Origin of the sequence: Tumebacillus sp. BK434 (assembly GCF_004340785.1) — a bacterium.
In the GTDB taxonomy this organism is placed as follows: Bacteria; Bacillota; Bacilli; order Tumebacillales; family Tumebacillaceae; genus Tumebacillus_A.
This window is the reverse complement of sequence record NZ_SLXS01000003.1, coordinates 474013-489494: the sequence shown is the minus strand read 5'-3', so window position 1 is coordinate 489494 and position 15482 is coordinate 474013. Positions and strand designations below refer to the sequence as shown.

14 protein-coding genes and 1 tRNA gene are annotated in these 15482 nt (G+C 60.3%); 12 read left to right on the top strand and 3 right to left on the bottom strand.

Going from position 1 to position 15482, the window contains the following annotated elements; all coding sequences use genetic code 11:
* Positions 1-26 precede the first annotated feature (26 nt).
* Positions 27-884, bottom strand: coding sequence for a hypothetical protein (locus EV586_RS10605; protein ID WP_132945062.1), 858 nt, complete (start codon positions 882-884; stop codon positions 27-29).
* Between the two features lie 129 nt (positions 885-1013).
* Positions 1014-1088: transfer RNA gene (locus EV586_RS10600), tRNA-Arg, on the bottom strand.
* 135 nt (positions 1089-1223) lie between these two features.
* Here EV586_RS10600 and thiD point away from each other — a divergent pair.
* On the top strand, positions 1224-2036 hold the full coding sequence (thiD, locus tag EV586_RS10595) for a bifunctional hydroxymethylpyrimidine kinase/phosphomethylpyrimidine kinase (protein ID WP_132945061.1): 813 nt from the start codon (positions 1224-1226) through the stop codon (positions 2034-2036).
* 34 nt (positions 2037-2070) lie between these two features.
* On the opposite strand, the gene comER is transcribed toward thiD, so the two are convergent.
* Entirely contained in the window at positions 2071-2886 is an 816-nt protein-coding gene (comER, locus tag EV586_RS10590; protein WP_132945060.1) for a late competence protein ComER, read from the bottom strand.
* A 139-nt stretch (positions 2887-3025) separates the two neighbouring features.
* Here comER and EV586_RS10585 point away from each other — a divergent pair, with 139 nt between their 5' ends.
* The 11 genes from EV586_RS10585 (at position 3026) to rnr (ending at position 15463) form a co-directional block, all read left to right on the top strand.
* Entirely contained in the window at positions 3026-3217 is a 192-nt protein-coding gene (locus tag EV586_RS10585) for a YetF domain-containing protein (RefSeq protein ID WP_132945059.1), read from the top strand.
* Between the two features lie 87 nt (positions 3218-3304).
* Positions 3305-4654 carry an RNA polymerase factor sigma-54 gene (gene rpoN, locus EV586_RS10580; protein ID WP_243653008.1) on the top strand — a complete coding sequence of 450 codons (1350 nt, stop codon included), beginning with the start codon at positions 3305-3307 and terminating at the stop codon, positions 4652-4654.
* Between the two features lie 142 nt (positions 4655-4796).
* Positions 4797-5834, top strand: a complete 1038-nt coding sequence (locus EV586_RS10575; RefSeq protein ID WP_347812674.1) for a sugar-binding transcriptional regulator — start codon at positions 4797-4799, stop codon at positions 5832-5834.
* Positions 5835-5865: 31 nt separating this feature from the next.
* Positions 5866-6876, top strand: coding sequence for a type I glyceraldehyde-3-phosphate dehydrogenase (gene gap / locus EV586_RS10570; RefSeq protein WP_132945058.1), 1011 nt, complete (start codon positions 5866-5868; stop codon positions 6874-6876).
* A 160-nt stretch (positions 6877-7036) separates the two neighbouring features.
* Positions 7037-8224 (top strand): phosphoglycerate kinase, encoded by a 1188-nt coding sequence (locus tag EV586_RS10565; RefSeq protein ID WP_132945057.1) that lies wholly within the window; start codon positions 7037-7039, stop codon positions 8222-8224.
* A gap of 26 nt (positions 8225-8250) precedes the next feature.
* Positions 8251-9015 (top strand): triose-phosphate isomerase, encoded by a 765-nt coding sequence (tpiA, locus tag EV586_RS10560; RefSeq protein ID WP_132945056.1) that lies wholly within the window; start codon positions 8251-8253, stop codon positions 9013-9015.
* On the top strand, positions 9012-10550 hold the full coding sequence (gene gpmI, locus EV586_RS10555; protein ID WP_132945055.1) for a 2,3-bisphosphoglycerate-independent phosphoglycerate mutase: 1539 nt from the start codon (positions 9012-9014) through the stop codon (positions 10548-10550). The genes tpiA and gpmI overlap by 4 nt, the downstream gene beginning before the upstream one ends.
* Positions 10551-10587: 37 nt before the next feature.
* Positions 10588-11874 (top strand): phosphopyruvate hydratase, encoded by a 1287-nt coding sequence (gene eno / locus EV586_RS10550; protein WP_132945054.1) that lies wholly within the window; start codon positions 10588-10590, stop codon positions 11872-11874.
* Between the two features lie 90 nt (positions 11875-11964).
* Positions 11965-12204, top strand: coding sequence for a preprotein translocase subunit SecG (gene secG / locus EV586_RS10545; RefSeq protein WP_132945053.1), 240 nt, complete (start codon positions 11965-11967; stop codon positions 12202-12204).
* Positions 12205-12292: 88 nt separating this feature from the next.
* Positions 12293-13015, top strand: a complete 723-nt coding sequence (locus EV586_RS10540; protein WP_165898519.1) for an alpha/beta hydrolase — start codon at positions 12293-12295, stop codon at positions 13013-13015.
* A 78-nt stretch (positions 13016-13093) separates the two neighbouring features.
* A complete protein-coding gene (rnr, locus tag EV586_RS10535) occupies positions 13094-15463 on the top strand; it encodes a ribonuclease R (RefSeq protein ID WP_132945051.1) in 2370 nt (789 codons plus the stop codon).
* Positions 15464-15482 lie beyond the last annotated feature (19 nt).

The window sequence follows — 15482 nt, the reverse complement described above, 5'->3', positions numbered from 1 at the left end:
GGCGGCTTTCTTTCGCGAAGAGACGGTTAGTCGGCAAAGTAGATGCCGGTCTGATAGGGACTCCCTTTGACCGCATAGCAGGTCGGGAACGGGAAGGCGGAAGAGAACTCCTGCGCCGCATAGTAGTAGGAGACGGCCGCAAAGCCCCGGCCCATTTTTTCCAAGGCATAGCCGTGCAGGAAATCGAGATAGCGGCTGTCTTCGTGCGGCAGCAGGTTGACGGCGAACGCTTCGTCATAGCGCCCGCGGTCGAGCAGATATTCGGCGAGGCCGACATGCGCGTCCAGGTTGCCTTCCGGGCGCGACTGCATCGCTTTCTTATAGAAGACCTCCGCGAGCGGGGAGTTCTGCGCTTTGGCGAGCTCGGCGTAGTTCATGTTGACCTGCCAGTTGTGCGTATCTTTCGCCAGCAGCTGATCGAACCACGCTTGCGCCTGCTCGGTCAGCCCGGCCGCCTGGCCGTACTGCCGGACGCCGTCGATGTACATCGTCTTGCCGAATTGCTGCGCGATCTTCGATGCGGCGAGATAGGCGTGGAAGATCTCCTTGTTCAACAGCTGCGGATCACCGTGCCCGCCTGCTGCCAGCTGCGCCTGCAGCGAGTTGGCCAGCCCTTGATGGGCGTGGCGGCTGTCCGGATACTTCACGACGAGCGCGCGGTAAAAATCGACCTTGTCGCTGCCGGCCGGCGTGTTGCCGTACGCCTGCACCAGTTCCAGCGGCTCGTTGGGATCGGGCAGATCGGCGAGGCGGTGTTCCTGCACATAGTCCCAGACACCAGGCAGCAAATTCGGCGCGTCCGGGCTGCCGGCGTGGGCGCCTGTGGCAAGCAGAGCGGCAGTCAGCGCGGCGGCGAGCAACCCTGCGATGATCGGCTTCTTCATGGGGGAGTCCTCCTTGGGGGTGTTTTCCTATTACTTAGATAGACGCTGTTTTTGACAGGAAGTTTCAGGAAAAGGGGAGGAAAACAAAAAAGACTTCCTACGTCGTAGGAAGTCTCTGACAAGCGATTATGGCGTGCCCTGCAGGAGTCGAACCTGCCTCTGCGGCTCCGGAGGCCACCGTGATATCCGATACACTAAGGGCACATGATGTGTTGTTGAAGCGCGTTCCGTTGAAGAAGAACAATTGCTATGATACAGCATCCCTATGCAAAATGCAACTGGGAACTTTGCTCCTCGCTTGGTAAAATGGAGACAGCACTGAATGGAGGGGATCAGAGAATGACTGTATCTCGTGCTCTTACAATCGCAGGCAGCGATTCCGGTGGCGGCGCCGGGATTCAAGCCGACTTGAAGACGTTTACCGTGCTCGGTGTGTACGGCATGAGCGCGCTCACGGCGATCACCGCGCAAAACACGCTTGGCGTGCACGGCATTTACAACTTGCCCTTGGAGGCGATCGCCCAGCAGATCGACGCTGTCGCATCTGACATCGGCGTCGATGCTGTCAAGACCGGCATGCTGTCCCAGGCGCCGATCATCGAGACGGTGGCGCAGCGCATCCAAGCCAACCGCATCCAGAACCTCGTCGTCGACCCGGTGATGGTCGCCAAAGGCGGCGCGCGTTTGCTTCAACAGGATTCACAGCAAGCGCTGATCCGGCACCTGCTGCCGCTCGCCGCCGTGATCACGCCGAACCTGCCGGAAGCGGAAGTGCTCACCGGCCGCACGATCCGCACGGTCGACGAGATGAAAGAAGCAGCCCGCCACATCCACAGCTTCGGCACGCGCTATGTCGTCGTCAAAGGCGGACACCTCGACGGCGATGCGCTCGACATTCTGTTTGACGGCGAAACGTTCGCCGAATTCGTCTCCCCGCGCCATGAGACCCAACACACGCATGGCACCGGCTGCACCTTTTCGGCGGCGATCACATCCGAACTGGCTAAAGGCCGCTCGGTGCATGACGCGGTCGCCACGGCGAAGGCGTTCATCACCGCCGCGATCCAAGACACGCTCGGCCTCGGGGCCGGGCACGGCCCGACCAACCACTGGGCGTACGGGAAGCGCCGGCAACAACCGATCACAACATAAAGCGGGGTCGTAATGACCCCGCTTTTTTTGTTGCCTATTTCGATTCGGGAGCGGACGATCCGTGGTGCTTCGACTTGGAGCGGGTGGTGACCAGGAGCTGGTCGAACACGCCATGCAGGGACGGGTGCAGCACTTTGATCCCTTCCGCCGTGATGCCGCCCGGCACCGCGACGCGCTTGATGATATCTTCGAACTCAAATCCTTCTTCGGTCAGCAGCTTGCCCACGCCTTGCGTCATCTCTTTGACCAGCGATTCGGCGAGGTCGCGGGGAATGCCGCCTTGGCGCACCGCCGCCATCGCGAACTCGCGCAGCATCACGGCGAGAAACGCCGGGCCGCAGGAGCTGAGGTCGGAGCAGACGCGCAGGTCGTTTTCCTCGACGGCGATCGGCTTGGAGATCTTCGCCAGCCAGCTTTCGATATAGCGCTGCTCTTCGGCGCACATCCGGCTGCCGTGCATGGCCAGCGTCACGCCGGACAGCCCGACCTGGGTGATCGAGGGGATGACTTTCGAGACGCGGCACGGCAGCACCGCTTCCATCTCGTCGAGCATCACCGCACTGTTGATCGAAATAAAATAATGGTTCTCCCGAATATAAGGCAGAACTTGCTGTATAACACCTTTGGCATCGCCCGGCTTCACACACAGAAAGACGATGTCAGAGCGGGAAACTGTCTCTTCAGGGGATGCAGCCGTTTCGATCTGGGGAAAACGCGACGTGAGCTGGGCCAGTTTTTCCGGACTTCGGTTGCAGGCGACTACCTGGAGCTCCGAAGAGGGCGTTGACTGGAGAAACGCGCGGACTAACATACCTCCCATACTACCTGTCCCGATAAATCCAATCCGCAAGGCAGTCTCCTCCTTCTGAATGTCGATACTTCGAGCATATTCGACTCTTGTGCAGAATGATACCGATGAATTTTTTTCGCTGTTTCAAGGCACCCTGAATAGAAACGGAGTTAGCCGCATCGTGGAAAGGAGCCTCAGCATGGAAGAACTGACAGCACCGCCGCTGCACATCATCCGGCATGGCAAATTGGTCTATGACAACCTGATGCAGCTCGGCAAATCGGAGCCTTGGGTGCGGGAGATGCTCTCCCAATTGCAAATCTATGACATCCGGGATGTCCGATATGCGTTGCTCGACCAATTTGGTTCTGTGCATGTGCTGTATGCCTGAAGTGGTGAAAGCTTGCAATCGCTTTTCACGCGCGCTTTTGCTACACTGAAAAAAGCATAGCAGCACGCGAAGAGGAGTGAGGAGAACATGCAGATGGGACTCGGCTACGGCCTGTGGCAGGAACAGACGCAGAAGCTGGTCATGACGACCGAGTTGCGCCAAGCGATCGCCTTGCTGCAATTCTCGTCGCTCGAACTGCTCGACTATTTGGAAAGCGAGACCCAGCAGAATCCCGTGCTGGAAGTCGAGCGCACGATCGACTGGACGGAACTCGCCAAAGAACTGAACAAAAACGGCGGCACCGCCGGGATGGGCAGCGCCTCCGGGTCTCAGCTGGAGGAAGCGGCCGACGGCATCCGCCAAGGGATCACCTTGCACGATCATCTGGAAAAACAGCTCCGGCTGCTCCCGTTAAACTCCGAAGCGCTGCGGATCGGGCAATACCTGATCGGCAGCCTCGACAGCAACGGCTACCTCACCGTGTCGCCGGAAGATTGCGCCGAGGCGCTTGGCGTGACCAGGGAGCGCGTGCTGCAGGCGCTCTCGCACGTGCAGAGCCTGGAGCCGACCGGCGTCGGCGCGCGCGACCTGGCGGAGTGTCTGCGCCTGCAACTGGCGGAGAAAACGGAGGTGCCGCCGGAGATCTACCCGCTGATCGACCATTACCTCGAAGATGTCGCCCAAGGCCGGATCACCCGCGTCGCCGGCCAGCTCAAAGTGCAGCCTGCCGAGGTGCAGCGCATGGTCGACCTGCTGAAGACGCTCGACCCGAAGCCGGGCCGGATGTATTCGAACGAAGCGCCGACCTACATCATCCCCGATGTGACGGTGGAGCGCGTCGGGCTCGACTATGTGGTCCTCGTCAATGAAAAATCGACCCCGCGCCTGCGCATCAACGATTTTTACCGCAACATGCTCACCTCGGGAGACGAACTGCACAAAGAGACCAAAGAGTACATCTCCGGCAAGCTGAACGGGGCGCTGTGGCTGCTCAAGTCGATCGAGCAGCGCCGCCAGACCATCTTCCATGTCACCTCGGCGATCGTCGAGCTGCAGCGGGGCTTTTTCGAAGACGGCGTGCGCGGGTTGAAACCTTTGACCTTGCGCCAAGTCGCCGAAAAAGTCGGCCTGCACGAATCGACCGTCTCCCGCGCCACGACCGGCAAGTTCGCCCAGACGCCGCGCGGTGTGTTTGAGCTGAAATACTTTTTCGGCTCCGGCGTGCAGACCGCCGCCGGCGACAGCGCATCGGCAGAAAGCATCAAGTCACAGATCAAACAGCTCGTCGCCGCCGAGAACCCGAAGAAGCCGCTCAGCGACCAGAAGCTGACCGAACTGCTGCAGGAAAAAGGCATCGAGATCGCCCGCCGCACCGTCGCCAAATATCGCGAAGAAGAGAACATTCCCTCCTCGGCGCAGCGCAAACGCTACGAGTAACAGTTGCGAAATTCTCAAACTTTGGATATAGTAAAAACAAGCAGACCCTGCGTCTGCATTTTTTATAACGCATGTGGGACATAATTTGCATACATGGGACATTTTTAGTCCCTTAGAGGAAAAGGCAGGAAGGTGAATCGCCGTGCAATACCCCCTGTTAGATCTGCAGCAACAGCTGGTGCCCGACCTCATCGAGACGATGAAGAAGCGCTACCGGATTCTGCACCATCTCTATCTTACCCAACCGGTCGGCCGGCGAGCCTTAGCCCAGCAATTGCAAACGACCGAGCGCATTCTCCGCGCCGAAGTCGATTTTTTAAAAGACCAGGGGCTGCTCCACGTCGAGACGGTCGGAATGCACCTGACGGAGCGCGGGGTGCATCTGCTTCAGCAGCTCGCCGACGTGATCCGCGAAGTGGAAGGCCTCGCCGATAAGGAGCGCCGTCTCGCCGAGCGCCTTGGGCTGCAGGAAGTGCGCATCGTGGCGGGTGACGCCGACCGTGACCCCTTGGTGAAAAAGGCGATCGGTCACGCGGCGGCCGAGTGGCTGAAAAAGACGCTGCGCCAAGGCGACATCCTCGCCGTCACCGGCGGCACGACGATCGCCACCGTCGCCGATCAGGTGCCGCGCACGCCGCTTGGCGTGGAAGTGCTGCCCGCCCGCGGCGGGGTGGGCGAAAACATGGAGTTCCAGGCCAACACCATCGCCGCCCGCATCGCCGCGCAGCTCGGCGGCACCTACCGCCTGCTGCACGCGCCGGACGTGCTGAGCGATGAGGTCATGCAGAGCCTGATCGAAGACCCGCAGGTGCAGGACACCTTGCAGCGCCTGCGCTCCGCTCGGATTGTCCTGCACGGCATCGGGCAAGCTATCCCCATGGCGAAACGCAGGCGGCTCCCGGAGCGCGTCATCGAGCAGATCGAAGCGCACGGGGGGATCGCAGAAGCGTTCGGATATTATTTTGACGCCCACGGCAACATCGTGCATGCGATGAACACGGTGGGCCTGCGCCTCTCCGACCTCAAGCACATCGAACGGATTGCGGCGGTTGCGGGCGGCGGCAGCAAGGCGGAGGCGATCTCCGCCGTCGCATACGGCAGCCCCGTACAGGTGCTGATCACCGACGAAGCGGCAGCCGATGCGATTTTGGAACAGGCAGTTGCAATTGCAGAGAAATAATTTGTGAATCCCAAAGGAGGAGACTTTTCATATGGCGATCAAAGTAGGTATTAATGGATTTGGGCGCATCGGGCGCAACGTGTTTCGGGCAGCTTTTGCCCGCGAGGACATCGAGATCGTCGCGGTCAACGACCTGACCGACGCGAACACGCTGGCTCTGCTGCTGCAATATGACTCGGTGCACGGCGAATTCGAAGCGGAAGTGCGCGCGGAAGGCAACAACCTGATCGTCGGCGGCAAAGAGGTGCACGTACTGGCGGAGAAAGACCCGGCGAAACTGCCGTGGGGGAGCCTTGGCATCGACATCGTGATCGAATCGACCGGCCGCTTCACCGATGCCAAGCAGGCGGCGGCGCACATCGAAGGCGGCGGCGCGAAGAAAGTGATCATCTCCGCGCCGGCGAAAAACGAAGACATCACCGTGGTCATGGGCGTCAACGAAGACCAGTACGACCCGGCGCAACACAGCGTCATCTCCAACGCGTCCTGCACCACGAACTGCCTGGCGCCGTTTGCGAAGATCCTGAACGACAAGCTCGGCATCAAGCACGGCCTGATGACCACCGTCCACTCGTACACCAACGACCAGAACATCCTCGACCTGCCGCACAAAGACATGCGCCGCGCCCGCGCGGCCGCCCTGTCGATCATCCCGACCACCACCGGCGCCGCCAAAGCGGTCTCGCTGGTGCTGCCGGAGCTGAAAGGCAAGCTGAACGGCTTTGCGATGCGCGTCCCGACGCCGAACGTCTCCGTCGTCGACCTGAACGTCGAAGTCGAGCAGGCGACCACCGTCGAAGAGGTGAACTCCATGCTGCAGGAAGCGGCGAACGGAAACCTGAAAGGCATCCTCGGCTATTCGGAACTGCCGCTCGTCTCGATCGACTACAACGGCAACCCGCATTCCTCGACGATCGATGCGCTGTCGACGATGGTCATCGACGGCACGATGGTCAAAGTCGTCTCCTGGTATGACAACGAGTGGGGCTACTCTTGCCGCGTCGTCGACCTCTGCGCCTACATGGCAGAGCGGGGCCTCTAATCTGTATAACATATTTCAGGGGAATTCCTGAAAAAAGTATGACAGATTCACCGAATGTTGTTTCCATCAAGCAGTAACATTTGGTAAAATCAATAGGGCAAAGAACTATGAGGAGGCTCATTTCACACCTCCTCATTTCCTATGATCGGAGGACTCCCTGATGAATAAACAAACGGTTCGCGACATCGACGTCAAAGGCAAGCGCGTGTTTGTGCGCTGCGACTTCAACGTCCCGCTCGACGGCGCGAAGATCACCGATGATACAAGAATCGTCGCGGCGCTGCCGACGATCCGCTACCTGATCGACGAAGGCGCGCGCGTCATCCTCGCTTCGCACCTCGGCCGTCCGAAAGGCGAAGTGAACGCGAAATACTCGCTGGAGCCGGTCGCAGAGCGCCTCTCCGCACTGCTCGGCAAGAACGTGGAAAAGACGCAGGACTCGATCGGCCCGGCCGTGCAGGAGCGCATTTCTCTGCTCCAGGACGGCGACGTGCTGCTGCTCGAGAACGTCCGCTTCCATCAAGGCGAAGAGAAAAACGACCCGGAGCTGGCCAAGCAATTCGCGGCGCTGGCCGACATTTTTGTCAACGATGCGTTTGGCACGGCGCACCGCGCGCACGCATCGACGGCCGGTATCGCCGACTATCTGCCGGCGGTGGCGGGCTTCCTGATGGAAAAAGAGATCAACTTCATGGGCGGCGCGCTGGAAGATCCGAACCGACCGTTCACGGCGATCATCGGCGGCGCGAAAGTGTCGGACAAGATCACCGTCATCGAAAACCTGCTCGGCAAGGTTGACCAGATGATCATCGGCGGCGGCATGGCGAACACCTTCCTCAAAGCGCTGGGCTACAAGCTGGGCAACTCGCTGGTCGAAGCGGACAAGGTACAGCTGGCATCCGCTCTGCTCGGCAAAGCGGAAAGCATGGGCGTGATGGTGTTCCTGCCGGAAGACCTCGTCGTGGCGAGCGAATTCAAGGCGGACGCCGAGCACAAAGTGGTCGACGCGGAACTGGAAGGCGTGCCGGACGGCTGGATGGCGCTCGACATCGGACCGAAGTCGATGCGCACGTTCGAACTGGTCGTGCAGCGCTCGAACACGATTATCTGGAACGGCCCGATGGGCGTGTTCGAGATGGACGCGTTCGCCAAAGGCACGATGTCGGTGGCGCAGTCGGTGGCGAAATGCACCGGCACGACGATCGTCGGCGGCGGTGACTCGGTGGCAGCCGTCGAGAAGTCGGGCGTGTCGGACAAGATGTCGCACATCTCCACCGGCGGCGGCGCATCGCTCGAATTCCTCGAAGGCAAGGCGTTGCCGGGCGTGGTGGCCCTGAACGATAAATAAGCAGGACAGCAAAGGAGGAGCATTCCATGCGCAAACCGATTCTCGCGGGCAACTGGAAGATGTTCAAAACGGTGCAGCAGGCGCTTTCGTTCGCCGAGCACCTGCAAGGCTTGGCGAACGACGCGCCCGATCAGGTCGACACCGTGATCTGTGCGCCGTTCCCCTCGCTCTACGCGCTGAACCAACAGCTCGCAGGCGGCGCGATCAAACTGGCCGCGCAAAACATGCACCAGGCGGAAGAAGGGGCGTTCACCGGCGAAGTGTCGGCGCTGATGCTGAAAGACGTCGGCTGCACCTACGTGATCATCGGGCACTCCGAACGCCGTCAGTACTTTGGCGAAACGGACGACTCGGTGAACCAAAAAGTGCAGGCGGCATTCCAGCACGGCCTCCTGCCGATCATCTGCGTCGGTGAAGACCTCGACCAGCGCAGCCAAGGCATCACCAAGCAGCTGGTCGAAGGGCAAGTCCGCGCCGCGCTGTCCGGCGTGCAAGCGAACGATGTGCCGCGCCTCGTCATCGCCTATGAACCGATCTGGGCGATCGGCACGGGCCAGACGGCGACCGCACAGGACGCCAATGAAGTCTGCGCACACATCCGCCAAGTGGTCGGCGACATGTACGGCCAGTACCAAGCCGGCCTCGTGCGCATCCAGTACGGCGGTTCGGTGAAGCCGGAGAACATCGAAGAGCTGATGCTCCAGCCGGACATCGACGGCGCATTGGTCGGCGGAGCGAGCCTCGATCCGGGCTCGTTTGCCAAACTGCTCAAAGGAGCGCTTGCCAAATGACACGTCCCGCACCTGTAGCATTGATCATCCTCGACGGCTTCGGCTGGCGCAGAGAGACGAAGGGCAACGCGGTGCATCTGGCGCACAAGCCGAATTTTGACCGCTATTGGAACGAGTACCCGCACACGACCCTGACCGCTTCCGGCGAAGCGGTCGGGCTGCCGGCCGGGCAGATGGGCAACTCGGAGGTCGGGCACTTGAACATCGGCGCCGGCCGCATCGTATACCAGGATCTGACCCGCGTCTCGAAGTCGATCCGCGAAGGCGAGTTCAAGCACAACCCGGCGTTCCTGAACGCGATCGAGCACTGCAAAGCGAACGGCACCAAACTGCACTTGTACGGCCTCGTCTCGGACGGCGGCGTGCACAGCCACATCTCGCACCTGATGGAGCTGCTCGACCTCTGCAAAGAGCAGCAGATGGGGCAGGACCAAGTGCTGGTCCACGCTTTCCTCGACGGCCGCGACGTCATTCCGGGCACCGCCCGCCAATACATCGCCGACCTGCAGAAGAGAATGCAGCACAACGGCGTCGGCCGCATCGCGACGGTGCAAGGCCGCTACTACGCGATGGACCGTGACAAGCGCTGGGAGCGCACCGAAAAAGCGTACCGCGCCATGGTCTACGGCGAAGGGCCGTCCTCGACCGAGCCGCTCGAAGCTTTGGAAGAGTCGTACCGCGCCTCGGTGACCGACGAGTTCGTCCTGCCGACGGTGATCAAGAACGCGGACGGCACGCCGGTCGGCCTGATCGAAGACCGCGATGCGGTCATCATGTTCAACTTCCGTCCCGACCGCGCGATCCAGATCTCGCAGGTGTTTACGAACAAAGACTTCCGCGGCTTCGACCGGGGCGAGAAATGTCCGCAAGACCTGTACTACGTCACCTTGACCAAGTTTTCCGAAACGGTCGGCGGATTTGTCGCGTACAAGCCGTCCTCGCTCGACAACACCTTGGGCGAAGTGTTGACGCAAAACAAGCTCAAGCAACTGCGCATCGCCGAGACGGAAAAGTTCCCGCACGTGACGAGCTTCTTCTCCGGCGGGCGCGAAGAGGAGTTCGAAGGCGAAGAGCGCGTGCTGATCCCTTCGCCGAAAGTCGCGACTTATGACCTGCAGCCGGAGATGAGCGCGCACGGCGTCGCCGATGCCTGCGTGGCGAAGATCGACGAAGGCGTCGACTTCATCTGCCTCAACTTCGCCAACGCCGACATGGTCGGGCACACCGGGTCGCTGGAAGCGGCGGTCAAGGCGGTGGAGACGGTCGATGACTGCCTCGGCCAGGTGGTGGAAAAGGTGCTGTCTAAAGGCGGCGTCTGCCTGATCACCGCCGACCACGGCAATGCCGACATGATGATCCTGCCGAGCGGGGAAGCGTGCACGACGCACACGACCGAGCCGGTGCCGTTCATCGTCACCCAAGCAGGGATCTCGCTTCGCGAAGGCGGCATTCTCGCCGACATCGCGCCGACCGTATTAAAGCTGCTCCAACTGGCACAACCTGAAGAAATGACCGGCCAGAGCATCGTTCTCTAAGGGCAACCGACACCATTACATAAAAGGAGTGTTTCTTGTGAGCATTATCTATGACGTACGTGCACGTGAAGTCCTCGATTCCCGCGGCAACCCGACCGTTGAGGTGGAAGTGGAAACGGAAACCGGCATGATCGGCCGCGCCATCGTTCCGTCCGGCGCATCGACCGGCGCTCATGAAGCGGTCGAACTGCGCGACGGCGACACAGGCCGTTACCTTGGCAAAGGCGTGCTGCGCGCTGTGGAAAACGTCAACGAAGAGCTCGGCCCGGAAATCGTCGGCCAGGATGTGTTCGACCAAGTCGGCATCGACAACCTGATGATCTCGCTCGACGCTACCCACAACAAGTCCAAATACGGCGCCAACGCGATCCTCGGCATCTCGATGGCGGTGGCGCACGCTGCTGCGAAAGAGCTTGGCCTGCCGCTCTACACCTACCTTGGCGGCTTCAACGCCAAGCAGCTGCCGGTGCCGATGATGAACATCCTGAACGGCGGCCAGCATGCGGACAACACGGTCGACTTCCAGGAGTTCATGGTCATGCCGGTCGGCGCGGAAACGTTCCGCGAAGCGCTGCGCATGGGCGCCGAAGTGTTCCACTCCCTGAAGAATGTGCTCAAGTCGCAAGGCCTGAACACGGCGGTGGGCGATGAAGGCGGCTTTGCTCCGAACCTCAAATCGAACGAAGAAGCATTGTCCCTGATCATGACGGCGATCGAAAACGCCGGCTACAAGCCGGGTGAAGACATCATGCTGGCGATGGACGTCGCGGCGACCGAGTTCTTCAAGGACGGCAAGTACCACCTCGAAGGCGAGGGCGTGACCAAGACGTCCGAAGAGATGGTGGCGATGTATGAAGCGCTGGTGGCGAAATACCCGATCATCTCGATCGAAGACGGCCTGTCTGAAGACGACTGGGAGGGCTGGAAGCTGCTCACCGAGCGCATCGGCAGCCGCGTGCAGCTGGTCGGCGACGACCTGTTCGTCACCAACACCGAGCGTCTGGCAGAAGGTATCGAGAAAGGCATCGGCAACTCGATCCTCGTCAAAGTCAACCAGATCGGCACGTTGACCGAAACGTTCGATGCGATCGAAATGGCGAAGCGCGCCGGTTACACCGCCGTCATCTCGCACCGCTCCGGCGAAACGGAAGACGTGACGATCGCCGACATCGCGGTGGCGACCAACGCCGGCCAGATCAAGACGGGCGCACCGTCGCGCACCGACCGCGTGGCGAAGTACAACCAGTTGCTGCGCATCGAGGACATGCTCGACTACACCGCGCAATACGGCGGCAAGTCTGCTTTTTACAACATCAAGCGCTAAACTGGCTTTCCTTGTCATAGAGTTACGTTCATGCTAATATAGAGGATGTAACTGTGTGTGGATTGGTACCACACCCTGGAGGTGAGTTGGATGTTATTGACGATTGCGAAGGTTCTGCTCGTGATTTTCTCGATCGGTTTGATTTTGGTCGTCCTGCTTCAATCGGGTAAGAGCGCAGGTCTGTCCGGCGCGATCACCGGCGGTGCGGAACAACTCGTGGGCCGCAAAGCTCGTGGTTTTGATGCAGTGTTGGCTAAAATTACGGCAGGATTGGCAGTTGGCTTTATTGGCCTCACCTTGTGGGTCGCTTGGCTGGTTGCAAACGCGTAACATCGACTGACAAATGGAGTACCGTGCTCTGTCCTTTGGAGGAGGCGGTACTTTTTTCATAAACAGGGGCGGGGAGGGTGACGAAGGGATGGCAGTATGTCTTTTGTTGCACGGCTATACCGGCACGCCGTTTGAAGTGGAGCCGCTGGCCAAGGAGTTGGCGGCACAGGGCCACACCGTTTCCATGCCGACGCTGGCCGGGCATGGCTCGACGCGTCACGAGATGGAGCGCGTGACGTGGCGGGACTGGATCCACAGCGCGGAAAAAGCGCTGGTCAGCCTGTTGAAGGAACATCCCGATGAAAAAATCCACTTGGTCGGCTTTTCGATGGGCGGGCTGATCTTAGCCTATCTGTCCCTCGAACACAAAGAGCGCATTGCGTCCTTGACGATGCTCTCCTCGCCGATCTACACGATCAATCCGAAGCAACTGTTCCGCACGATCGCCGAGGCGATTCAAAAATCGATGCGGGCGCGGGAGCGCAGCGAAGACGTGGCCCGCTACATTTCCAAGGTCAAAGGGACGCCGCTGCGCTCGCTGGTCCATTTCAGGCGGCTGATCCAGGAGGTCAAGCCGAAGCTGGAGCAGCTCGACGTGCCGCTCTTGGTGATCCAGGGCGAGTTGGACGACTTGGTGGAGCCGAAGAGCGCGGCGCACATTTTTGACGCGGCCGTCTGCAGCCAGAAAGATCTGCAGTTCTTCTCCCGCTCCGGGCACATGATCTGCCACGACTGCGAGGCGGACGAAGTGTGCCGGCGGGTGGCCGAATTCATTGCGCGCATCGAGCGCGGGGAAGAGGGCGCCGTATAAAATGGCCCTCTTTTTGTTTAGCCCTGCGCCACTCTGCGCATACTTTAGTAACAAGGAAGAAGGGGGGCACCGATACCTGTGCTGACCGAAGAGCGATTGTTAGAATTGATGCGCGGGTTGGAGTACAAGCCGATGACGATCCGGGAGCTCGAAGACCATTTTGGCATCGAGAACGCGGACGGCTTGGAAGACCTGATTCAGATGCTTCGACTGATGGAGGACACCGGACAGGTCGTCCGCACCCGCAGCGACGCATTTGGCGTACCTGAAAAAATGAACCTGGTCGTCGGGAAGCTGCAAGGCAAATCGAAAGGATTCGGCTTTGTCATTCCCGAGGACTCGACAAAATGGGAACAAGACCTGTTCGTCGCGGCAGGCGATATGCACGGCGCGATGCACGGCGACCGCGTCATCGCCCGCATCAACAAAAAGGCGGCGGGCAAGCGTCAGGAAGGCGAGATCATCCGCATCCTCGAGCGGGCGACCAAGACGGTGGTCGGCACGATTGTGACGATGACGGGACGCTATGCGTTCGTGACGCCCGATGACAAGCGCCTCGGCCAAGACATCTTTTTAGGGGAAGAGGACTTTAACGGGGCGAAAGAAGGGCAGAAGGTGGTCATCGAGATCACCGCCTACCCGGAAGGCTGGCGCAACCCGCAGGGTCGCGTGCTGGAGATCTTGGGCAACCCGGACGACCCGGGCGTGGATATCCTGTCGGTGATCCGCAAATTCGGCCTGCCGGAAGAGTTTCCGGAAGAGGTGCTGGAAGCGGCTAACGACGTGCCCGACCTGATCACCGAGCGCGATCTGGCCGGACGCCGCGATCTGCGCGACTGGGTCTGCGTCACCATCGACGGGGAAGACGCGAAAGACTTGGACGATGCGGTCAACGTGGAGCGTCTGGAGAACGGCAACTATCTGCTCGGCGTACATATCGCCGACGTGTCTTACTACGTGCGCGAAGGGGAGCCGCTCGACAAAGAAGCGTATGCCCGCGGCACGTCCGTCTATCTGGTCGACCGCGTCATCCCGATGCTGCCGCACCGGCTGTCGAACGGGATCTGCTCCTTGAACCCGAACGTCGACCGATTGACGATGAGCTGCGAGATGGAGTTCTCGCCGAGCATGGAGCTGGTGCGCCATGACATCTACCCGTCGGTGATCAACACGACAGAGCGCATGACCTACAGCAACGTGCGCAAGATCCTGACCGCGCCGGAAGAGCATCCGGACTTGATGGAGCGCTATGCCTCCCTGGTGCCGATGTTCCAGACGATGGAGGAGCTGGCGATGAAGCTGCGCGCCCGCCGGATGAGCCGCGGCGCGATCGACTTTGACTTCCAAGAGACGAAGATCATCGTTGGCGAAGACGGCAAAGTGGCGGAGATCAAGAAACGCGAGCGCACGATCGCCGAGATGATCATCGAGGAGTGCATGCTGGCGGCGAACGAGACCGTCTCCGAGCATTTCTACTGGATGAACATCCCGTTCCTGTACCGGATTCACGAAGAGCCGGATGCGGACCGCCTGCAGAACTTCAACGAGTTCATCCACAACTTCGGCTACCACATCAAGGGGGCGGGCGGGAACAACAAGATTCACCCGAACGCGCTGCAGGAGCTGCTGGAGAAGGTGAAAGGCTCGCAGGAAGAGCGGATCATCAACACCGTGATGCTGCGCTCCTTGAAGCAGGCGAAATACTCGCCGGAGCCGCTCGGGCACTTTGGGCTGGCGGCGAAGTATTACAGCCACTTCACCTCGCCGATCCGCCGCTACCCGGACCTGCAGATCCACCGCATCATCCGCGATGTGATCAACAACGGCGGCAAGCTGAACGACGAGCGGCTGGAGAAGCTGCGCGCGATGATGGACGAGGTCGGCAAGCACACCTCTGAGCGCGAGCGCGTGGCGGTGGAAGCAGAGCGCGAGACGGACGATGTGAAGAAGGTCGAATACATGCTGGACAAAGTCGGCGAAGTATTCGAAGGCATCGTCAGCGGCGTGACATCGTTCGGCATGTTCGTGGAGCTGGAGAACTCGATCGAAGGGATGATTCACATCTCCTACATGATCGACGACTACTACAACTTCAACGAGAAGCAGTACTGCCTGATCGGGGAGCGCACAGGCAAGATCTACCGCATCGGCGACCCGGTGAAGATCAAAGTGATGGGCGCGAACAAGACCGACCGCACGATCGACTTCCAGCTGCTGAACCACGTGAAGAACAACCAGCAGCGTGCGGAGATTGCCGAGCGCAAGAAGACCAGGAAAGTCAAAGGCAAGACGGCAGGGGCGGCAGCAGGAGCTGCGTCAAGCACTGCGGGCGCAGGCAAGAAGCCGGCCGCGAAAAAGAAGACCGGACGCACGCCGTCCGAGCTGGCCGAATTGAAGCAGGCGGTGGGCAAAGCGCGCCGCAAGAACAAAAAGCGAAAAGCCCGCTGATTACAGCGGGTTTTTCCCT

Excerpts from the sequence above, each read along its gene's own strand:
- EV586_RS10605 (WP_132945062.1), bottom strand. The coding sequence starts at position 884 with ATGAAGAAGCCGATCATCGCAGGGTTGCTCGCCGCCGCGCTGACTGCC.
- thiD (WP_132945061.1), top strand. The coding sequence starts at position 1,224 with ATGACTGTATCTCGTGCTCTTACAATCGCAGGCAGCGATTCCGGTGGC.
- EV586_RS10585 (WP_132945059.1), top strand. The coding sequence starts at position 3,026 with ATGGAAGAACTGACAGCACCGCCGCTGCACATCATCCGGCATGGCAAA.
- rpoN (WP_243653008.1), top strand. The coding sequence starts at position 3,305 with ATGCAGATGGGACTCGGCTACGGCCTGTGGCAGGAACAGACGCAGAAG.
- gap (WP_132945058.1), top strand. The coding sequence starts at position 5,866 with ATGGCGATCAAAGTAGGTATTAATGGATTTGGGCGCATCGGGCGCAAC.
- EV586_RS10565 (WP_132945057.1), top strand. The coding sequence starts at position 7,037 with ATGAATAAACAAACGGTTCGCGACATCGACGTCAAAGGCAAGCGCGTG.
- tpiA (WP_132945056.1), top strand. The coding sequence starts at position 8,251 with ATGCGCAAACCGATTCTCGCGGGCAACTGGAAGATGTTCAAAACGGTG.
- gpmI (WP_132945055.1), top strand. The coding sequence starts at position 9,012 with ATGACACGTCCCGCACCTGTAGCATTGATCATCCTCGACGGCTTCGGC.
- secG (WP_132945053.1), top strand. The coding sequence starts at position 11,965 with ATGTTATTGACGATTGCGAAGGTTCTGCTCGTGATTTTCTCGATCGGT.
- EV586_RS10540 (WP_165898519.1), top strand. The coding sequence starts at position 12,293 with ATGGCAGTATGTCTTTTGTTGCACGGCTATACCGGCACGCCGTTTGAA.